Source organism: Stenotrophomonas humi (assembly GCF_001431415.1).
GTDB lineage: Bacteria > Pseudomonadota > Gammaproteobacteria > Xanthomonadales > Xanthomonadaceae > Stenotrophomonas > Stenotrophomonas humi.
The window spans coordinates 172,746-193,426 of the sequence record NZ_LDJI01000025.1 but is presented as its reverse complement, the minus strand read 5'-3'; the positions used below and the strand labels follow the sequence as shown (position 1 = coordinate 193,426).

Annotated in this window: 13 protein-coding genes; 11 read left to right on the top strand and 2 right to left on the bottom strand. The window is 64.7% G+C overall.

Going from position 1 to position 20,681, the window contains the following annotated elements; all coding sequences use genetic code 11:
* Nucleotides 1-261: 261 nt before the first annotated feature.
* Together ABB26_RS13365 and ABB26_RS13360 are read left to right on the top strand one after the other, a co-directional pair.
* The gene (locus ABB26_RS13365) at nt 262-3,009 is read left to right on the top strand and encodes a TonB-dependent receptor (RefSeq protein ID WP_057634931.1); all 2,748 of its coding nucleotides are present in this window, start codon (nt 262-264) and stop codon (nt 3,007-3,009) included.
* Between the two features lie 152 nt (nt 3,010-3,161).
* Nucleotides 3,162-6,956, top strand: a complete 3,795-nt coding sequence (locus ABB26_RS13360; RefSeq protein ID WP_083490831.1) for a LamG-like jellyroll fold domain-containing protein — start codon at nt 3,162-3,164, stop codon at nt 6,954-6,956.
* A 53-nt stretch (nt 6,957-7,009) separates the two neighbouring features.
* On the opposite strand, the gene ABB26_RS13355 is transcribed toward ABB26_RS13360, so the two are convergent.
* Together ABB26_RS13355 and ABB26_RS13350 are read right to left on the bottom strand one after the other, a co-directional pair.
* On the bottom strand, nt 7,010-7,885 hold the full coding sequence (locus ABB26_RS13355) for a methylglyoxal synthase (protein WP_057634929.1): 876 nt from the start codon (nt 7,883-7,885) through the stop codon (nt 7,010-7,012).
* Nucleotides 7,886-8,182: 297 nt separating this feature from the next.
* On the bottom strand, nt 8,183-8,911 hold the full coding sequence (locus tag ABB26_RS13350; protein ID WP_152982674.1) for an AraC family transcriptional regulator: 729 nt from the start codon (nt 8,909-8,911) through the stop codon (nt 8,183-8,185).
* Between the two features lie 152 nt (nt 8,912-9,063).
* Here ABB26_RS13350 and ABB26_RS13345 point away from each other — a divergent pair, with 152 nt between their 5' ends.
* The 9 genes from ABB26_RS13345 (at nt 9,064) to ABB26_RS13305 (ending at nt 20,661) form a co-directional block, all read left to right on the top strand.
* A complete protein-coding gene (locus ABB26_RS13345) occupies nt 9,064-10,008 on the top strand; it encodes a proline racemase family protein (RefSeq protein WP_057634927.1) in 945 nt (314 codons plus the stop codon).
* A gap of 1 nt (nt 10,009) precedes the next feature.
* Nucleotides 10,010-11,116, top strand: a complete 1,107-nt coding sequence (locus ABB26_RS13340) for an NAD(P)/FAD-dependent oxidoreductase (protein ID WP_057634925.1) — start codon at nt 10,010-10,012, stop codon at nt 11,114-11,116.
* A complete protein-coding gene (locus tag ABB26_RS13335) occupies nt 11,113-11,361 on the top strand; it encodes a (2Fe-2S)-binding protein (protein ID WP_245626222.1) in 249 nt (82 codons plus the stop codon). The genes ABB26_RS13340 and ABB26_RS13335 overlap by 4 nt, the downstream gene beginning before the upstream one ends.
* A complete protein-coding gene (locus ABB26_RS13330; protein WP_083490830.1) occupies nt 11,354-12,661 on the top strand; it encodes an NAD(P)/FAD-dependent oxidoreductase in 1,308 nt (435 codons plus the stop codon). Before ABB26_RS13335 ends, ABB26_RS13330 begins: the two co-directional genes overlap by 8 nt.
* Nucleotides 12,658-13,560, top strand: a complete 903-nt coding sequence (locus ABB26_RS13325) for a dihydrodipicolinate synthase family protein (RefSeq protein ID WP_057634922.1) — start codon at nt 12,658-12,660, stop codon at nt 13,558-13,560. Before ABB26_RS13330 ends, ABB26_RS13325 begins: the two co-directional genes overlap by 4 nt.
* Before the next feature lie 2 nt (nt 13,561-13,562).
* Nucleotides 13,563-15,158: an aldehyde dehydrogenase family protein gene (locus tag ABB26_RS13320; protein WP_057634920.1), complete on the top strand. Its 1,596-nt coding sequence runs from the start codon at nt 13,563-13,565 to the stop codon at nt 15,156-15,158.
* The gene (locus ABB26_RS13315; RefSeq protein ID WP_057634919.1) at nt 15,155-16,372 is read left to right on the top strand and encodes a M24 family metallopeptidase; all 1,218 of its coding nucleotides are present in this window, start codon (nt 15,155-15,157) and stop codon (nt 16,370-16,372) included. The genes ABB26_RS13320 and ABB26_RS13315 overlap by 4 nt, the downstream gene beginning before the upstream one ends.
* A 350-nt stretch (nt 16,373-16,722) precedes the next feature.
* Nucleotides 16,723-18,297 carry an APC family permease gene (locus ABB26_RS13310; RefSeq protein ID WP_057634917.1) on the top strand — a complete coding sequence of 525 codons (1,575 nt, stop codon included), beginning with the start codon at nt 16,723-16,725 and terminating at the stop codon, nt 18,295-18,297.
* A gap of 45 nt (nt 18,298-18,342) precedes the next feature.
* Nucleotides 18,343-20,661: a S9 family peptidase gene (locus ABB26_RS13305; protein ID WP_057634915.1), complete on the top strand. Its 2,319-nt coding sequence runs from the start codon at nt 18,343-18,345 to the stop codon at nt 20,659-20,661.
* The last annotated feature ends 20 nt before the right edge of the window (nt 20,662-20,681 follow it).

Here is a 20,681-nt window from a genome sequence, read left to right as displayed (position 1 = left end):
CACCGTCGATCCGGCCGGCATGATGGCATGACCGTTTGGCTAGCGGTGTCATTCGAGGTGTTCTGTCCCCTCGCCTGGTCGTTCCATTGCCCCGGAATGTCCTTTGGACAGGGGTTTTCAGCCGATATATGCCCTGCTGCACTGCAAGATGCTCCCCTTTCACGCAGCTGTTACTTTCCGTTTTGACTAGCGGTGTCATCCGCCATCAGCACCACATAACTGACAATCGATTCGCATGTAGACCTTGGAGAGGGGAAGCATATGTATCCACGTAACGCGCAGAAAAAGACACCGGTTACCTTGCTGGCGTTGGGCATCAGCCTGGCCCTGCAGGCGGGCACGGTAGCCGCCCAGGATGCCGGCACCGCGGCCACCCAGCTGGACGCTGTGACCGTCACCGGCTATCGCGCCAGCGTCGAAAAGGCGCTGGATATCAAGCGTGGCGAGGCGGGTGTGGTGGACGCCATCGTCGCCGAAGACATCGGCAAGTTCCCGGACAGCAACCTGGCCGAATCGCTGCAGCGCATTCCCGGCGTGGTGATCACCCGCGATGGCGGCGAAGGCCGCAACATCTCGGTGCGTGGCCTGGGCCCGGATTTCACCCGCGTGCGCATCAACGGCCTGGAAGCACTGAGCACGGTTGGCAGCAGCGACGGGCAGGGCGGCACCAATCGCGGCCGCGGTTTTGACTTCAATGTGTTCGCCTCGGACCTGTTCACCCAGCTGATCGCGCGCAAGACCGCCTCGGCCGATGTGGAAGAAGGCTCGCTGGGTGCCACGGTCGATCTGCGTACCGCGCGACCGTTCGACTATGACGGTCTGACCATCGTCGGCAACGTGCAGGCCGGTTACAACGATGCTTCGCAGTCGGCGATGCCGCGCTTTGCCGGTCTGATTTCCAACAGCTGGGCCGATGGCAAGTTCGGTGCGTTGTTGTCGGTGGCGTATTCCGAGCGTGAAACGGTGGAAGAGGGCACCGGTACCGTGCGCTGGGCCGGCGGCACCACCAACGGTGGCTTCAACGCTGCTTCGCCGTTCAAGGACGCATTGCGTTCGGATGTCTACGCACCGCGCTTCCCGCGCTATACGTTGATGGAACACGACCAGAAGCGCCTGGGCGTGACCGGCGCGCTGCAGTTCAAGCCCAGCGACCGCACTACCTTCAGCCTGGATGCGCTGTACTCCAAGATCGATGCCAAGCGTGACGAGAAGTACATCGAGGCCAATGGTCTGAGCAAATCCGATGCACTCGGCAAGCGGGAAATCCTGGTCAACGACGGTGAGGTGCGCAACGGCGCACTGGTCTACGCACAGATGGACAACGTCGACATCCGCGCCGAGAACCGCCACGACGAGTGGACCACCGATTTCTACCAGATCAGCCTGGACGGCGAGCATAGGCTGACCGACAACTTCACCATCACCGGCAAGGTGGGTACCTCGCGCTCCAAGCACGAGAACCCGATCCAGGCCACGATCATGATGGACAAGCTCAACGTAGATGGCTACAGCTACGACTACCGTGGCAACGCCAACAAGCCGGTGTTCAACTACGGCATCAATCCCACCGATCCCAATGGCTGGACGCTGTCCACCATCCGTCTGCGCCAGAACTACGTCACCAACGATTTTGACAATGGTCAGCTGGAATTCTCGTGGGTGATGGGCCCGTCGTTCACGCTGGAAGGTGGCATCCAGGCCAAGAACTTCAGCTTTGATTCGATGGAGCGTCGTCGCGTCGGCAACGAAACCACCGTGCCGACCTTCAACGGCAGCAAGATCGTACCGGTCAACATGACTGAACTGGCAAGCCTGCAGGGCATGTCCGGCTCGCCGGGGAAGTGGGTGGTGCCGAACTTCAACGGCATCGCCAATGAGTTCGACATCCTGAGCGGCGAAGGTATCTATGCGCTCGCGGACTACGCTGCCAGCATCCGCAGCGTGGAAGAGCAGGACCGTGGTGGCTGGCTGATGGGCAAATTCGGCTTCGATGTCGGTTCGATACCGGTGTCGGGCAACATCGGCGCGCGTTACGTCAAGACCAAGCAGACCTCCACGGGCGTAGCTACGGCCAGCGGTACGCCGGTGAGCACCACGGTGAGTCGCGAATACAACGACTTCCTGCCATCGTTGAACCTGGTAGCCGAGATCACACCGGATTTCCTGATCCGCTTTGGCGCCGCCAAGGTGATGTCGCGTCCGGGCCTGGGCAGCCTGACCCCGGGCGTCACGGTCAGCGTCAGCGGCAGTGCCAAGACGGTCAGCGGCGGCAACCCGATGCTGGACCCGGTGCGCGCCAAGACCGCCGACCTCGGTTTTGAGTGGTACTTCGAAGAGGGCGCGATGCTCGGTGTTGGCCTGTTCTACAAGGACATCGAGAGCTTCATCCAGAACACCCGCGAAACCCGCCCGTACTCGAGCAGCGGTCTGCCAGCCAGCCTGCTGGACAACCTCAATGCAAGTGTCACGGACGACTTCGTGTTCAGCACTCCGGTCAACACCCCCGGTGGCGATCTCACTGGCGTGGAGTTCAACTACACCCAGCCGTTCACCTTCCTGCCGGGCAAGTGGTCCAACTTCGGTACGCAGTTGAACTACACCTACGTGGAATCCAAGATCCAGTACGTGACCAGCACGGGCGTCGCCGCGCAGAAGACCGATCTCACCGGCCTGTCCAAGAACTCCTGGAACGCGACGTTGTTCTATGAAGGCGAAAGCTGGTCCGGCCGTATCTCGGCCACCAACCGCGACGACTACCTGATCCAGGTGCCAGGCACGGAAGCGGGCTTTGACAGCGCTGCCCAGGGTGTTCATGGCCAGAGTGGCACCACGTTCCTGGATGCGTCGATCCGCTACCGCATCAGCGACCAGCTGGAGATCAGCCTGGAAGGTGCCAACCTGACCAACGAGGCGCAGGAATCCTGGGTTGCCAACCCGAGCGTGTCGCTGCCGTTGGAGTACAGCGAAACCGGTCGCCAGTACACGCTGGGCCTGCGTTACAAGTTCTGATGTGCAGATGCTGATGTAAGACACCTGCCCCGGCGCAATGCCGGGGCAGGGCAATGATGGTGCGACGCAGAATGTGCAGACGCGTTGGCGTCGCTAACTTGGCCCACCGCGTGCGGAACAGCTCACTCCCGCACGTCTCCAAGAGACGCACGATGTCACGACGCTCCTATCGCTCCACGCTTCGCCCCCTGATTTTGGCTTCTGCGCTGTTGACGGCTCTCCCTGCGGCAGCGCAAAGCCCTTTCCCGCAGTTGCTGTTCCACGTCTCGGCTGACCATGGCTTCGTCGCCGACCATGCGCAGGGCGATGCGGTACCCAATTTCCAGGACAAGGTGAGCCTGGTCGACGACGGTGCGCATGGCCGCGCCATCCAGTGGCAGGACGACGGTGTGCTGTCGTGGAATGCACCCGGCAACATCCAGGCCGAGCGCGGCACCCTCTCGTTCTTCTGGCGCTCGCGCTACGCGGTGGGCCACGCGCCCTTCGTCATCTTCCGCGTCGGTTACGCCGACCACAGCAGTTGGGATATGGCCTGGCTGCGCATCGACTGGAATGGCCACGGCTTCGATGCCTTCGTCACCGATGCCAATCTCGCGCGCACCCGTGTCTCGTTCAAATTGGACAGGAACCCGACGCCGGAGCAATGGCAGCACATCGCCTTTGGCTGGGATGAAGACAGGGGCGTGACGCTGTTTGTCGATGGCAGGGAAGTGGCGCGCGCTGAAACCACCGGCGACTACGACGCCGCGCTCGACCAGCTGGGCCTGGCCGGACGGGTGATGGCGCCGTACCAGGTGCAAAGCCGCTACAACTTCCTGCGTGGCAGTGACTTCGACGAGATCCGGGTCTACGACCGCATGCTGGATGGCGCGGCGATCGCCGCGCTGGCCCGCAATGCCGAGCCGCGCAGCGCGGCAAGCGGCACCACCTCGCAACGCGCCTGGTGGCACCGCCACGGTTGGGATGGTGTGGCGCCTCCCGCGTTGTCCACGCCGGTGACGACGATCCGCAAGATCGAGTTCGGTGACGTCAAGGACAACAAGCAGTGGATGTGGAAGGGAACCGACGGCATCGCAGAAACCACCTGGCCGGGTGTTTACAACCGCTCGCGTCTGGCTGGGCGCAATGACTATTTCCAGCTGCCGGACTGGAACACCTATGTGGAAGGCGGGCAGCATCTCGACCTGACCGTCCCTGACAGCGAGCGCATCAACCGCGTCGAGATCCGTGGCGCGGCATTCGGCACGCTCGAGGGCAGCAGCGGCACGTTGTTCACCCGGCGCCAGGGCGCGGTGCGCAGCGTGGATGAGTTCGCCGAACAGCAGGGCGGCAGGCTGCGCTTCAGCAACACCGAGCAGGAAACGCCGATCCAGGAGATCTGGGGCTACCGCGTCAGCGATGCGGCCGAGCCGGAAGGCACGGTCAAGCAGCGCTATCTCATCGACAGCAAGGTGCTGCCTGATTACACCAACATCGCGCCCCTGCGGAACTACATCAACGGCCGCTTCGCGCCGGCCGAGCGCAGCATGGTGATGGCACTGCCCAAGGGGGCTGGCTCACGCACGCGTGCGGCCGATTCGCTGCCGGCCAAGCCGCTGCCGATCGTACATGTGCTGATTCCATCGGGTGTGGGCGATGCGCCGGCGGCGCAGCCGCTGATCCGCAGCTGGGCGTACAGCTGGGAGAACATGCACGACGGCCTGGATGGCGTGGCCATCGATATACCGGCGCTGGACCTGCCGGCCACGCATGACGGTCTGATCCCACTCAACATCCGCATCAAGGATCCGATCTGGCCGGCACGCGACATGATCGACGTGTCGGTATCGGTCAAGCCGGGCGAAGCGCGCACCCTGTGGCTGGATCTGCGCGACCGCATCCTGACCGCCGACAGCCTGTGGTTGTCGGTGGCCTCGGCGGCACCCGGCTTCAACGCCGCATCGCTGGATGGCGCGGAAGTGCGGTTGGTGTTCAAGGACCGCAAGGAAGCCATCAAGGAACACGTCGCCGACCGTTTCAACCAGGTGCGCGACAACTGGGGCTTCCTGGTCGAGGAACACACCACCTCCAAGCGGCAGGGCCTGTACGCGCGCGTCTATGCCGACCTGAGCGATCTGCTGCGGGTTGATCCCGATCACGCGCTTGGCCGGCTGTACTGGAACTACATCAGCTACAACAGCCAGGGCAAACCGCCGTTCATTGCGCCACAGGCGCCGAAGGGCGTACCGGGCTGGGCGTTCAATCAACTGGAGGACCTGAAGCAGGTGCGGCGTTTCGTCGACTGGTGGATCGACGAACGCCAGGTCGATTACGGCGATTTCGGTGGCGGTATTTCCGATGATTCGGATCTGACCCAGCAATGGCCCGGGCTTGCCCTGATGGGCGTGCAGCCGGAAAAGCTCAACGCCTCGCTGACCGCGTTGTCCGATGCGGTGTACCGCAACGGCATGTTCTCCAATGGCCTGAGCACCATCGAGACCGATGAGTTGCATGCTTACGAAGAAGGCATCAACACCAACAGCGCGATGCTGTACCTCAACTGGGGCGATCCGCTCACCGTGGAACGCCTGATGGCAACGGTGAAGGCATTCGATGAGCGCATCGTCCTGCGCAACCCGCAGGGCCACCTGTTGTTCTCCAGCAACTGGTACGGCGGCAACAAGGTCTATCGCGAGCCGAACTGGCAGTGGCAGAAGCCGTACTCGTTCCCGGCCCTGCACCCGGCATTCCTGATGGGTGATTACAACGCCGATCCCACTGGCCGCAAACTGGTCAGCGGGTTGGCTGACGGCTATCTGGCCCACGCCTACACCGACACCAAAGGCCGCTGGGCGCTGCCCAACGAAATCAACTGGGCGACCGGCAAGACCCGTGGCGGTGAGTTGAACCAGGGCTCGGGCAGCGGCGACATCATGCATCTGTTCTGGGCGGCATGGCGCTGGAGCGATGACGACAAGTACCTCAAGGCACTGGACTACCGCGTGGTGCGTGGCGGGCCGGGCGTGCTGTCCAACCTGGGTGAGAACTTCATCGATGTGCTTGGCCGGCAGCAGGACTGGGGCAAGCAGTTGATTGCAGATGCCGACACCGCTGGCGGTGGCTTTGCCAACATCACCGCCTGGCAGATGACCGGCGACCTGAAGTACCTGCAGCAACTGCACGCCGATGGCATCCAGGCCAAGGCGCAGCGCGAATACATGAACACCGAGGGCCATTGGTGGAGTGACCGTGTTGAAGCACCGAGCGAGTTCCTGCAGCGCGTGCGTCTGGGCGGTATCGCGCTCAAGCGCAACCAGAGCTGGCCCGGCCACACCGTGAGCTGGCAGTTCGCACAAACCGATGGGGCCGAGCAGGTGGCGTTGGCGGTGCATGCGCCATCACGTGAGCGCTTCAAGGTCATCGCCTACAACGTGAGTGGAAAGCCGCAGGATGCGACGTTGACCGGCTGGAACATCGCACCGGGAACCTGGCGGATCAGCAGCGGCGTGGATCGCGATGGCGACGGTGTGATCGATGGCAAGCCGCTGGTGCGTGAAGTGGTGCTGGAGAAGAGCGTCGGCACCGATCTGCGCTTCGCACCGAAGCAGACGCAGATCTTCGAGTTCGAGTTGGTGGCGCCGGGCGCGCCGGTGGAGACGCGCCCGGATCTGGGCATCGGACGCGGTGATCTGCGGGCGGAGGGCGATCGCGTGTGGCTGACCGTGCACAGCCTGGGCCATGTCGCCACGGCGGCGGGCTTCGCCGTGCTGGAGGATGCGCGCGGTCGTGAAGTGGCGCGCGTGGCGATTCCCGCCTTGGAAGCGCCATTGGATCTGCAGCCACGAACCACCCAGGTGGTGCTGCCGCTGCCTGCTGGCTTCAAGCGCGACGGCGCACGCCTGCGGGTGATGCAGGAGGGTGAGGCTGGGGAAGTGACATTGCGCAACAACAGTGTGTTGTTGAACTGACCGAACGCACTGACTCACCCCTCCCTTTCGCGCCGCGAAGGGGAGGGGGACGGTCAGCGTCGCGACTGACGCAGCACCACCGCCTGCGCCCAGCGCGCCGCGATATTCGGCGCGGTGATGCAGACCGCTTCATCGGTGACGGTGGTCACCGCGCGCTCCAGCAGCTGGATGTCGGCCTCATGCTGGCGCGCCACATGCGGGTCCTCAAAGAAGATCGCACGCTGGCAACGATGTTCCAGCACGCGATCGGCAATCTGCGCATCGCCACCGAGCGGGCCGCTCTGGAAGCGTTGGATCCACTCCTGCTCGCGCGGCCAGCCCCGGCTCCACGCCATCTCGTTCAATCCCTGGCCGGTGGTCCCGGTACCAATGCGCTGCGCGAACTGCGACAACACTTCGAAGTGTTCGGCGGCGAAGTCCAGCATCTGCGGCTTGCGTGCATCGTGCGCGATCAATGCCAGCGTCTGCCTGCCAAAGTCATTGAGATCATCAGCACCGGTGTCCGGTGCCAGGCCGGCATGGATGCGCTCCATCTCGATCCAGTCGCGTGCGGTGGCCACGGTCGAGATGAAGGGCTTGCCGTGGATCACGCACTGGCGCTTGAGCGCGATGGCTTCGGGGAAGATGGACGACGGATCGACTGGATCGATGAAGTAGATGGCGCCGTCCAGCGTGCGTTCCGGCGTACCCATGCCGACCACCTCGGCTACCAGCTTCATCAAGCCACCTTCGCGGCCATTGGGGTAGCGCTTGAGGGCAGGGTAGCCGGCCAGCGGGCCGGCAGCGGCGATGGCATCAAAGGTGCGGCCCACCGCATGCAGCTCCACGCCCAGTTCGCGGATGCCACCTTCGCAGGCACCCAGCCAGCGGAACAACGCGGCGTCGGTGTTCTCGTGGTGCAGGCGGTTGGCGGCCAGGCCGATGCGCATCGTGATTCCCCTTGGGTCGTAGGCTGAAGAGTTTAGGTCACGCCTTCCCAGCCTGCCCATGAATGATGACAGGCGAAAGCCGGAGCTGGCCCTCATCCGCCCTTCGGGCACCTGCATTCGGCACATCCCTGTGCCTCCCCGTTGGCGGCTTCGCCGTGCAACTCGGCAGTCCTGCCGAGTTGTCGTTCCACATGTGGGAGAAGGGAGAGTGTCAGGCACCGCCTTGTCTGCTGTCCCCTCTCCCGTTCACGGGAGAGGGGCAGGGGAGAGGGCAGCTCTCAAGCTTCGAAGAAAGCCTTACCGCATCATCGCCCGGTAGTCCCGCGGCGTGATGCCCACGGTCGCCTTGAACTGCCGCGAGAACGCGCTCTGGTCGGAGAACCCGCACGATTGCCCGATCTCGGCGATGTTCATTTCGGTCTGCAGCAGCCGCATCGCTTCCTCGATGCGCAGCTTGGTCAGCAGCTGCTGCGGGCTGAGCTGGAACACCCGTTTGAACAGCCGCTCCAGCTGTGCCACCGACACGCCCGCGATATCGGCCAGTGCCTGTACCCGCAACGGCAGCCCGTAGTTGGCCTGCATGTGCTCCAAGGCGCGCTGCAGGCGGATGAAGGAGGAATGGCGATTGTCCGGCCGGCCCAGGTCGCGGGAGATGCCGATCAACCCGCCGATGCCCTTGCCACCGGTGAGCGGGCGCTTGATGGTCAGGCACCAGCCGGCGGTGCGGTTGGCATAGAGATGGAGTTCGAGCTGGTTCTCGATCAATTCGCCTTCCAGCACGCGTTTGTCCTGTGACATGTACGAGCTCCCCAGCCGCTCGGGGAACACCTGCAACGCGGTCTTGCCGACCAGCTCGTCACGGCTCTTCACCCCCAGCCGTTTCACCAGGGTGTTGTTGACGTGCGTGTATCGGCACTGGCGGTCCTTGATGAAGAACACCACGTCGGGAATGGCGTCGAACATGTCCTGCAGTTCATCGAGTGAGAGCTGCACATCGATCGGGGCAGGTTTCAGGTTGTGCTGCATTGCGTCGTAGACCTTCGTAAAGGAAACGGTGACTGGTGCAGGAATAAAGCGTCCCGGTTGGTGACCGGTGTTCCCGATTATGCATATTTCCGCATTCGCGTTGGGGAGTCTGTCCTAGCGTGTATTCGCTGGTGAGGACGAAGATGGGCCCCATGAAGACCATCCACGTCATTGACTCACACACTGCGGGCGAACCCACGCGAGTCGTCATGTCGGGCTTCCCGGACCTGGGCCAGGGAAGCCTTGCGCAACGCCGCGAAACCTTCCGCGACAGCTACGACCATTGGCGCAGTGCCATCGCCTGCGAGCCGCGCGGCTCGGACACGATGGTCGGCGCGCTGCTGCTGGAACCCACCGATCCGCGCTGCTGTGCGGGCGTGATCTTCTTCAACAATGTCGGCTATCTGGGCATGTGCGGGCACGGCACCATCGGCCTGACCCGGACCCTGGCACATGTGGGCCGCATCCAACCGGGTGAACACCTGATCGAAACGCCGGTTGGCGTGGTCGGCGTCACCCTGCATGCCGATGGCAAGGTCTCCATCGACAACGTCGAGAGCTACCGCTTCATTGCCAATGCCGAAGTGGATGTGCCCGACATCGGCAAGATCAAGGGTGACATCGCCTGGGGCGGCAACTGGTTCTTCATCACCAAGCAGACGCCTGCACCGCTGGACATCGCGCATCGGAATGCGCTGAGCAACTACACCATCGCGGTACAGCAGGCGCTTGAGGCGAACGGCATCCGCGGCGAGAACGGCGGTGTCATCGACCACGTTGAAATCAGTGGCGATGCGCCGGATGGCTCGGGCGCACGCAACTTCGTGATGTGCCCGGGTGGCGCGTATGACCGTTCGCCCTGCGGTACCGGCACCAGTGCCAAGATCGCCTGCCTGGCCGCCGACAATGAACTGGGCGAAGGCGAGCGCTGGATACAGCAGGGCATCCTTGGCAGCGCCTTTGAAGGCAGCTACCGCAAGGGCGAGCGCGGCGTCATGCCCACCATCATCGGCCAGGCGTGGATCACCGGTACCGCGCAGATCCTGATCGAGGAAAGTGATCCATTGGCGTGGGGCATCGGCGGGGTGCGTCCCTGACATGCGCCAGTTCGACCTCATCGTCGTCGGTGCCGGAATCATTGGTGCGCAATGCGCGCACCTTGCGACCGAGGGTGGCCGCAAGGTCGCCATCATCGAGCCCGACGTGGTCGGCGGCGGTGTCACCGCCGCGTCGATGGGGCACCTGGTGACGATGGACGACGATCCCGCCGAGCTGGCTTTGAGCCGCTACTCGTTGGCGTTGTGGGAGCGTTACAAGGACATCGCCGAAGCCGAATTCAGCCGCTGCGGCACGTTGTGGGTGGCCGCAACGGAGCAGGAGATGCAGGCGGTTCCGGCCAAGCGCGAGCGTCTGGCGCAGGCCGGCATCCGCACCGAAGCACTGGATGCGGTGGGCCTGCGGCAGCTGGAGCCGGCGCTGGCGGACGACCTGCTCGGCGGCATGCTGGTACCGGACGAAGCCGTGATCTACCCGCCGCGCATCTGCGATTGGCTGGTGCAGCGCGCCGTTGCCGGGGGGGCGAGCCTGTTCCTGGGCCGGCGGGTGGTCCGGTTGCGCGCCGATGGTGTCGAACTGGACGACGGCAGTCTGTTGTCGGGAACGGTCGTGGTGGCTGCCGGCAACGCCAGCACCACGTTGCTGCCCGAGCTGCCGATGCATCAGCGGCGTGGCCATCTGGTCATCACCGATCGCTATCCCGGCCTGCTCAAGCACCAGGTGCTGGAACTGGGTTATGCCGACAGCGCGCACGGTAATGCTGACGTCAGCGTCGCCTTCAACGTGCAGCCGCGGCCCACAGGGCAGCTGCTGCTGGGCTCCTCGCGCGAGCACGGGCAACGGGAGGGTGGGATCAATCCTGCCGTGTTGCAGCGGATGCTCGAACGCACGTTCCGCTACGTGCCGGCACTGGCGCCGCTGAAAGCCATCCGCGTCTGGACAGGCCAACGTCCCTGCACCGTCGATGGTCGTCCCTACATCGGTGCCATGCCGGGCTGGCGTGGCATCTGGGTCGCCACCGGGCACGAAGGGCTGGGCGTGGCCACCTCCACCGGCACCGCGCAATTGCTGCTGGATCTGCTGGACGGCAACACGCCCGCGATCGATCCCACACCGTACGACCCGGCGAGGGCGCTGGTATGGGCATGAGGCCGGTGATGGTGCAGCTGCGCATCGATGACATGCAGATCGAGGTGATTGCCGGCACCAGCGTGGCGGCGGCGATCGCACACGTGGGCGGTACCACCCGCACCTCGTGTACCGGCATGCGCCGCGCACCGCTGTGCGGCATGGGCGTGTGCTTTGAATGCCGCGCCACCGTCAACGGCGTCGCACAGGAACGCACCTGTCTGCTGCCGGTGGCCGATGCCATGGAGGTGCGGACTCATGGCTGAGCGCATTTTGAATTGCGATGTCGCCGTCATCGGCGCCGGCCCGGCGGGCCTGTCGGCAGCGGTCGCAGCGGCGTCACAGGGCGCACGCGTGGTGATCGTGGATGCGCAGCCGGTGGCCGGTGGCCAGATCTGGCGCAACGATGTGCGGCTCGGCGCGCCTGCGCCCGCGCTGGTATTGCGCGACAAGGTCAACGTCGCGGGTGTGACATTGCTGTCGCGGCACGAAGTCGTCGCGGCCAGTGGCAAGCAGTTGCTGCTCAACGGCGACAGCGGCGCAACCACGCTCGGCTACGGCGCATTGGTGCTGGCGACCGGTGCACGCGAACTGCTGCTGCCGTTCCCTGGCTGGACCTTGCCCGGCGTCACCGGCGCCGGTGGGGCACAGGCGTTGGCCAAACAGGGCGCGCCGATGCGCGGCAGGCGCGTGTTGGTGGCGGGCTCCGGTCCCTTGCTGCTGGCCACGGCGCATACGTTGAAGCGGCATGGCGCCGAGGTGCTCGGCATCCACGAGCAGGCCACGCGCCAGCAGGTGCATGCGTTCGCCACTGCGCTGTGGCGCTGGCCGGCCAAGGTGTTGCAGGCGGTGCAGCTGCGCACGGCCCTGGCCGGGGTGGCCTATCACTGCGACAGCCATGTGCTGCGCGTCTTCGGCGACGAGCGCGTGCAGGCCGTCGAGCTGCAGCGTGGTGCGCACCGGGAAACCATCGACTGCGACCAGCTCGCCTGCGGCTTCGGCCTGGTACCGAACATCGAACTGGGCCAGCTGCTGTCGTGCGGGCTGCGCGCAGAAGGCAGGCATCACGCCATCGCGGTGGACGAGTACCAGCGCAGCAGCGTTGCCGACGTATTTGCCGCAGGCGAAACCTGCGGCATCGGTGGCGTGGACTGCGCCACGGTGGAAGGCACCATCGCCGGCCTGGTCGCGGCCAATGCGCCGGAGGCCGCACGACAACACTTCCATCGCCGCCAACGCGCGCGCCATTTCGCCGCGTTGCTGCGCACGCACTTCGCACTCGGCGATGCGGTCCGCCAGCTGGCCGATGCGGACACCCTGGTGTGCCGCTGCGAAGACGTACGTTTCTCCGATCTGGCAGGCATGCATGACGCCCGCCAGATCAAGTTGAAGACGCGATGCGGCATGGGGCCGTGCCAGGGGCGCATCTGCGGCCCGGCCCTCGCCGAAATCGCCGATCTCCCCCGCCCGGGCCTGCGCCCTCCCGTTTTTCCCGTTCCGTTGAACGTGCTGGCAGCGCTGCACACCACCACGCCAACGGATTCATCCTCAGGAGTCATGAAATGAGCAAGAGCATGTGGCAGGGCGTCATTCCTGCACTCACCACGCCGTTCGCCGCCGATGGCGAAGTCGATCACGCATTCCTCGCCAAGCATGCCAAGTGGCAGATCGAGGCCGGCTGCATCGGCGTGGTGCCGCTGGGATCGCTGGGCGAAAGCGCGACGCTTTCGTTCGACGAAAAGGTCGCCATCGTCCGCACGCTGGTCAAGGCGCTGGGCGACACCGCACCGGTCATCCCGGGTATCGGCTCGCTGTCCACCGATGAAGCCGTGCGCCTGGCCAAGGCCTGCGAAGCCGAAGGCGCCCGTGGCCTGATGGTGTTGCCGCCGTATGCCTATTCGACGGATTGGAAGGAGATGAGCGCGCACTTCCGTGCCATCGCCACGGCAACCAAGCTGCCGATCCTGCTGTACAACAATCCCATCGCCTACAAGACCGACTTCACCGCCGCTCAGATCGCCGAACTGGCCAACGACCTGCCGCAGATCGAAGCGATCAAGGAATCTTCCGGCGACATCCGCCGCCTGGCCGATATCCAGGCCCTGATCGGCGACCGCCTGGTGCTGATGACCGGCATCGACGATGCCATCGTCGAAGGCCTTGCGATGGGCGTCACCGGTTGGATCGCCGGCCAGGTCAATGCGTTCCCGCACGAGTCGGTGGCGTTGTTCGAACGCGCGCGCGATGGCGGATACGACGCCGTGAAGGATCTATACAGCTGGTTCCTGCCGTTGCTGCGGCTGGATACCGTGCCCAAGTTCGTGCAGCTGATCAAACTGACCCAGCAGTGCGTCGACTGGGGTGATGAGCGCGTCCGCGCACCGCGCCTGGTGGTTGAAGGTGCTGAACGCGACGCGGCGCTGAAGGTCATCGAAGACGCCATCAAGTCCCGTCCGGAGTTGTAATCATGAGCAAGCTGCAGCCAGTTCTTGTTGCCGGTGTTTGGCGCGACGCGGTGGACCCGGTGGGTTCACTGGAAGCGCACGATCCGTCCACGGGGCAACCGATCGGGGATCTGTATCCGGTCAGTTCACGTCGCGAAGTGGAGCAGGCACTGGCTGCGGCGATCGGGGCGGCGGAAGCAATGGCCTCCGCCGATCCCGCACGCATTGCCGGTTTCCTCGACGCCTATGCCGATGGCATCGAGGCCGAAGCCGATGCTCTGGTGGAGATCGCGCATCGCGAAACCGGTCTGCCAATGACCCCGCGTCTACGTGATGTCGAACTGCCGCGCACCACCGGCCAGCTGCGCCAGGCCGCGCGTGCGGTGTGGCAGTGGAGCTGGGCGCACCCGGTGATCGATACCGCGACCGGACTGCGCGCGATGTTCGGACCGCTGGCCAAGCCGGTGGTCGTGTTTGGCCCGAATAATTTCCCGTTTGCCTTCAATGCCATTGCCGGCAGCGATTTCGCCTCGGCCATCGCCGCACGTGCACCGGTGATCGCCAAAGTGCATCCGCTGCATCCGGGCACCAGCCTGATGCTGGGTCGCATCGCGCACAAGGCGCTGCTCGCTGCCGGGTTGCCGGCTGCGGCGATCCAGATGTTGTATCGAATCGAACCGTCGGCCAGCGAACTTCTGGTTGGCAATCCAGCCATTGGCGGGGTGGGTTTCACCGGTGGCCGTGCCGGTGGGCTCGCGCTGAAGGCCATGGCGGACAAGGCCGGCGTGCCGTTCTACGCCGAGATGTCCAGCATCAACCCGGTGTTCCTGCTCGACGGCGCGTTGGCCGAACGTGGCAGCGCGCTGGCGCAGGAGTTCTTCGCGTCCTGCACGATGGGCAGCGGCCAGTTCTGTACCAATCCCGGCCTGCTGGTGGTGCCGCGCAATGACGCCGGCGACCAGTTCATGGCCGAGGCCTGCAGGCGTTTTGATGGTGCATCGCCGCTGGTGCTGTTCTCCGCCGACGGCAAGCAGCATCTCAACGCCGCGATCCAGTCGTTGCTTGATGCCGGTGCATCGCGTTGTGCCGGCAAGCCGGAGCCGCAACGTGATGGCAGCTGGGTACAGCCGCAGCTGCTCGAGGTCGATGGTGATCGCTTCCTGCAGGACCCGCCGGCGTTGCAGGCCGAGGCCTTCGGTCCGGTCAGTCTGGTGGTGCGCAGCAGCAGCCCGGCGCAGGCGCAGGCCATCGCCCGTGCGTTCGAGGGCAACCTCACCGCCACGCTGTATCGCGCCGCCGATGGCAGCGACGATGCCACCGTGTCGGCGCTGATGCCGTTGCTGCGTCCGCGCGTGGGCCGCCTGATCATGGATCGCATGCCTACCGGTGTTGCGGTCAGCCCGGCGCAGAATCACGGCGGGCCGTACCCAGCCACCAGCCATCCGGGTTTCACCTCGGTGGGCATGCCCGGTTCGATCCGCCGCTTTGCCGGCCTGCACAGCTACGACAACGTGCCGGACGCGCTGTTGCCAACGGTATTGCGTGATGCCAATCCGCTGCGTGTCTGGCGACAAGTCGACGGGCAGTGGACCACCGCCGATGTGGGTGGTGCGGAATGAGTGCGCAGATCGGCCATCTGACGCTGGACGAGGCGCGTTCGCAGCTCCGGCGCTGGCAGGCACAGGCGGCGCCGATCTCCGCCGACGAGCATCAACAGCGCATCGAGCATGCGCGTGCATTGATGCAGGCGCAGGGCGTGGACGCAATGCTGGTCAATGCCGGCACTTCACTGCGTTACTTCGCTGGTGTGCCGTGGGGCGCCACCGAGCGCCTGGTGGCCTTGCTGATCACCCGTGACGGTGATCCGGTGATGCTCTGCCCGGTGTTCGAGGAAGGTTCGCTGGATGCGGTGCTGCGCATTCCGGTGAGCAAGCGTCTGTGGGAAGAGCACGAGGATCCATACGCGCTGGTGGCACAGGAGCTGCGGGAACGTGGTGCCAGCGCGCTGGCGTTGGACCCGGGTGCAGCTTTCGTGATCCATACCGGGCTGGCCCGGCATCTGGATCGCGCGTGCATCACCGATGCCACCGCCATCATCGATGGCTGCCGCATGTGCAAGTCACCGGCGGAACTGGCGCTGATGCAGCAGGCCTGTGACATGACGCTGTTCGTGCAGCGTCTGGCGGCAGGCATCGCGCATGAGGGCATCGGTACCGATGTGCTGATCCGCTTCATCGATGAAGCACACCGTGCGCTGGGTGCGGACAATGGTTCGACGTTCTGCATCGCGCAGTTCGGCCATGCCACCGCGTTCCCGCATGGCATCCCCGGCGTGCAGCACCTGCGCGAAGGCGAGCTGGTGCTGATCGACACCGGCTGCACCGTGCAGGGTTACCACTCCGACATCACCCGCACCTGGATCTACGGCGAGGCGGATGCCGACCAGCGCCGCATCTGGGAGCTGGAGAAGGCCGCGCAGCAGGCGGCATTCGATGCGGTTCGTCCTGGCGTGGCGTGTGAAGACGTGGATGCGGCCGCGCGTCGCGTGCTGGAAGCGGCAGGGCTGGGCCCCGACTACCGGTTGCCGGGCCTGCCACATCGCACCGGTCATGGCTGCGGGCTGGCCATCCATGAAGCGCCTTACATCGTGCGTGGCAATCGCATTGCGTTGAAGCCGGGCATGTGCGCCAGCAACGAGCCGATGATCGTGGTGCCCGGGCGTTTCGGCGTGCGTCTTGAAGATCATTTCCATGTCACCGAGGACGGCGCGCAGTGGTTCACGCCGCCATCGGTGGCGATTGATGTGCCGTTCGCAGAAGCAAGTAGTGCGTGAAGCCCCCTCTCCCGCGTGCGGGAGAGGGGTTGGGGTGAGGGGAAGGACGAAGCAGCAGAACTGAAGTCTGCGACTGCTCTCCGAACAGGACACAAGGCAGGAAGCAAATGGCAAGAGCACCCTGCGGGTCTTCCCTCATCCGCCCTGCGGGCACCTTCTCCCGCAGGTGGGAGAAGGGATAAGCCCACAGCAACAGCCAAAACCAGAGCAACAGCAACAGCAACACCCAAAACCAGTACCAGAGCAACAGCACCACAACCACCAACCACAGCCGCCGCAGTAACCGAGGTAGTACCCCGCACGAAGTCCCCCCGCTTCGCCGACGAGTCTTAATTACCAGCAGGTGATCCATGGCTTCACAAGGCAAGTTCAAGAAGAGTCTCACCCTGACCGATCTCACCTTCATCGGGCTCGGTTCGATATTCGGTTCCGGTTGGCTGTTTGCCGCCAGCCACGTCTCGGCCATGGCCGGGCCGGCCGGCATCCTGTCCTGGGTGTTCGGTGGATTTGCCGTGTTCCTGTTGGGCCTGGTCTATTGCGAGCTGGGCGCGGCGTTGCCTCGCGCGGGCGGGGTGGTGCGCTACCCGGAGTTCTCGCACGGGCCGCTGCTGGGTTCGTTGACCGGCTTCATCACGTTGATCGCCTTCTCCAGCCTGATCGCGATTGAAGCGGTGGCGAGCCGGCAGTACGCGGCGGCCTGGTTCCCCAGTCTCAACGTGCCCGGCAGCAGCGATCCCAGTCTGCTCGGCTGGGTCGTGCAGTTCGTGCTGCTGGTGCTGTACTTCCTGCTCAACTACTTCAGCGTGAAAAGCTTCGCCATCGCCAACAACATCGTGAGCATCTTCAAGTTCATGGTGCCGTTGCTGGTGATCGTCCTGCTGCTGACGCACTTCAACAGCGCCAACATGCACGTGCAGGGATTCGCACCCAACGGCTCGGCCGGCGTGCAGCTGGCCATCTCCACCGGCGGCATCATCTTTGCCTATCTCGGCCTGACCCCGATCGTGTCGGTGGCCAGTGAGGTGCGCAACCCGCAACGGACCATTCCGATCGCGTTGATTCTTTCCATCGCGCTGTCCACGGTGATCTACGTGCTGCTGCAGGTGTCCTTCCTGGGCGCGATCCCCACCGAGCAGCTGGCCAATGGCTGGGCAGGCATCGACAAGCTGTATTCGCTGCCGTATCGCGACATCGCCCTGGCGTTGGGCCTGGGCTGGCTGGCGTTCCTGGTGGTGGCCGATGCGGTGGTGTCGCCCAGCGGTACCGGCAACATCTACATGAACGCCACGCCGCGCGTGATCTATGGCTGGGCCCGCAGCGGTGGCTTCCTCAAATCGCTGACCAAGATCGATGCCAAGTCGGGCATTCCGCGCCGCGCGCTGTGGGCCAGCTTCGGTCTGTCGCTGTTCTGGACGCTGCCATTCCCGTCGTGGGAGAAGCTCATCGGCGTGGTCTCGGCGGCGTTGGTGCTGAGTTACGCGGTGGCGCCGGTGACGGTTGCCGCGTTGCGTCGCAGCGCACCGGGCATGGCGCGTCCGTTCAAGGTGCGCGCGTTCGCAGTGCTCGGCCCGGTGTCCTTCATCGTGGCGGCGTTGATCGTCTACTGGTCGCGCTGGCAGGTGTTGTCGTGGCTGCTCGGCCTGCAGGTGGTGATGTTCGCCGCCTACGTGATCTACAAACTGCCCTCGGCCGAAGGTCGCCAACGCCTGCTGCGGCAGGTGCAGTGCTCGCTGTGGCTGATCGTCTTCTACGTGCTGGTCATGACGGTGTCGTGGCTGGGTACCTTCGGTGGCATCGGTGCCATCACCCATCCATGGGATTCGTTGGTCGTCGCGGTGATCGCGCTCGGCATCTACGAGTGGGCTGCACGCAGCGGCCTGCACGCGCATGAGCTGAACCTCGGTGAGGACGAAAGCGAAGACTGATCCACCGACCGTCGCCGGTTCATCCACCGGCGACGATCGGCATTGATGCCATTGAAGAATCTGGAGCCACCGTTGAGAACGCTTGTCGCCATTGCCGCCCTCATCCTCTCCGCCACTGCCGGGGCCGCGCCGTTGGCAGCCGATATGGACCGTTCGCTGGGCTTGAGGGAGCAATGGATCGGGCTTACCCGCGACGTTGCCTGGCCGGCGCGCTGGCATGACGACGGCAGCTTCCACTACCGCAAGACCGTGGCCGGTGGCTTCCGCTTCCAGCGGTTTGATGCGATCAACGGCAGCAGCACCGCCGCGTTCGATCATCAGCGCCTGGCCGATGCCCTCGTCATCGCCACAGGGACACCGCAGCAGGCCCTGCGCCTGCCGTTTGATGACTATGCCCACGAAGTGGTGGCGGGTGTGCCATACGCCCGTCTGCAGGCCGCAGGAAAGCAGCTGCGCTGCGATCTGCAGGCGTACCGCTGCGAGGACGTTGCCGCCCAGCTCGAACGGCCGCGCGGCTTCGGTGTGGTGCGCGACCTGCGGGTAGCGGCGGACAACACACCGCGTCGTTCCCCAGACGGACAATGGGAAGCCTTCGCGCAGGAACATGACCTGGTGCTGCGGCGCGTGGCCGACGGCAGCGTGCGGCCGCTGACTCGTGATGGCCAACCGGCCGACTTCTACGACGCGGAAAGCATTGCCTGGTCGCCGGACTCACAGCGCTTGGCCTTCTATCGGGTCAAGCCCGGCGATGCGCGGCTGGTCACGCGGGTGGAAACCGCACCGGCGGGCGGCGGACAGCCACGCGTGCAGTTGCAGCTGTATCCCAAGCCGGGCGATGCAGTGGATATCGAACAACCGTTCCTGGCGGACGTGGCCAGTGGCCGGGTAACGCGGGTCGATGACGCGCTGTTCGCCAATCCTTACCAGCTATCGTCGCTGCGCTGGCGCGCCGATGGACGCGGCTTCGCCTTTGACTACGTGCAACGCGGACATCAACGCGTGCGGCTGATCGAAGTGTCTAGCAGGGACGCGCAGGCGCGCGTGGTTGCCGGCGAAGACAGCCGTACATTTGTTGATGCCTGGCGCCCGTACCGGCACGAGATTGATGATGGTCGGCAGCTGCTGTGGCTGTCCGAACGTGATGGTTGGCGCCATCTTTATCTGTACGACGGCACCACCGGCAAGCTGCTGCGTCAGCTCACCCGCGGCGACTGGGTGGTACGCGACATCCTGAAGGTCGACGAGGCGCGTCGCCAGGTCTGGTTCAGTGCCAGCGGCATGGATGCGGGGCGTGATCCGTATTTCCGGCAGGTGTTCCGGGTGAGTCTGGATGGTGGCGAGCCGGTGCGTTTGACCCATGCCGATGCGGATCACGATGTCTCGCCGTCGCCGGACGGGCAGTCCTACGTGGATGTGTATTCGCGGGTGGACATGCCGCCGGTGATGGAACTGCGCCGTGCCGATGGCAGCCTGGTGCAGCAACTGGAGCAGGGCAACATCGATGCGCTGCGTGCAGCGGGTTGGCGCGCGCCGGAGAGTTTCGTGGCCAAGGGGCGCGATGGCCGGACCGACATCTGGGGGCTGATCGTGCGGCCACGTGACTACGACCCGGCCAAGCGCTATCCGGTGGTCGAGAACATCTACGCCGGCCCGCATGATGCGTTCGTGCCCAAGGGCTTCTGGCCCTTCGGGTATCACAGCGGCGGCGACAAGGTGATCGGCATGCAGGCGTTGGCCGATCTGGGTTTCATCGTCGTGCAGATCGACGGCATGGGCACTTCCAATCGCTCCAAGGCGTTCCATGACGTGGCATGGAAGAACCTGGGCGATTCCGGCTTCCCCGATCGCATCGCCTGGCACCGTGCGCAGGCCGCGCGTGATCCGTCCTATGACATTTCCCGCGTCGGTATCTATGGCGCGTCCGCAGGCGGGCAGAGCACGCTGGGCGCGCTGTTGTTCCATCCCGAGTTCTATCGGGCCGGCGTGGCGTGGAACGGTTGCTACGACAACCGCATGGACAAGATCAGCTGGAATGAACAGTGGATGGGCTGGCCGGTCGACGAGAGTTACGCCCGTGCGTCGGGCGTGGACAACGCCCATCGCCTGCAGGGTGACCTGCTGCTGATCGTCGGCGAACAGGACAGCAATGTGGACCCGGCCTCGACCATGCAGGTGGTCGATGCGCTGGTCCGCGCAGGAAAGGATTTCGACCTGCTCAACATCCCGGGCGGTGAACACACCGTCGGACGTTCCACCGGGCCGATCGACTACGCACACCGCCGTCAATTCGATTTCTTCGTCCGCCATCTCCAGGACCGGCAGACGCCGGCCTGGAACACGATGACGGGCACTCACGCCAAATAGGTACTGCAACCGCCGGAGGT

Bases quoted from the DNA above. Each gene is read 5' to 3' on its own strand.
- ABB26_RS13320 (WP_057634920.1), top strand. From the start codon at position 13,563: ATGAGCAAGCTGCAGCCAGTTCTTGTTGCCGGTGTTTGGCGCGACGCG.
- ABB26_RS13330 (WP_083490830.1), top strand. From the start codon at position 11,354: ATGGCTGAGCGCATTTTGAATTGCGATGTCGCCGTCATCGGCGCCGGC.
- ABB26_RS13340 (WP_057634925.1), top strand. From the start codon at position 10,010: ATGCGCCAGTTCGACCTCATCGTCGTCGGTGCCGGAATCATTGGTGCG.
- ABB26_RS13365 (WP_057634931.1), top strand. From the start codon at position 262: ATGTATCCACGTAACGCGCAGAAAAAGACACCGGTTACCTTGCTGGCG.
- ABB26_RS13325 (WP_057634922.1), top strand. From the start codon at position 12,658: ATGAGCAAGAGCATGTGGCAGGGCGTCATTCCTGCACTCACCACGCCG.
- ABB26_RS13315 (WP_057634919.1), top strand. From the start codon at position 15,155: ATGAGTGCGCAGATCGGCCATCTGACGCTGGACGAGGCGCGTTCGCAG.
- ABB26_RS13305 (WP_057634915.1), top strand. From the start codon at position 18,343: ATGCCATTGAAGAATCTGGAGCCACCGTTGAGAACGCTTGTCGCCATT.
- ABB26_RS13345 (WP_057634927.1), top strand. From the start codon at position 9,064: ATGAAGACCATCCACGTCATTGACTCACACACTGCGGGCGAACCCACG.
- ABB26_RS13360 (WP_083490831.1), top strand. From the start codon at position 3,162: ATGTCACGACGCTCCTATCGCTCCACGCTTCGCCCCCTGATTTTGGCT.
- ABB26_RS13335 (WP_245626222.1), top strand. From the start codon at position 11,113: ATGAGGCCGGTGATGGTGCAGCTGCGCATCGATGACATGCAGATCGAG.
- ABB26_RS13355 (WP_057634929.1), bottom strand. From the start codon at position 7,885: ATGCGCATCGGCCTGGCCGCCAACCGCCTGCACCACGAGAACACCGAC.
- ABB26_RS13310 (WP_057634917.1), top strand. From the start codon at position 16,723: ATGGCTTCACAAGGCAAGTTCAAGAAGAGTCTCACCCTGACCGATCTC.
- ABB26_RS13350 (WP_152982674.1), bottom strand. From the start codon at position 8,911: ATGCAGCACAACCTGAAACCTGCCCCGATCGATGTGCAGCTCTCACTC.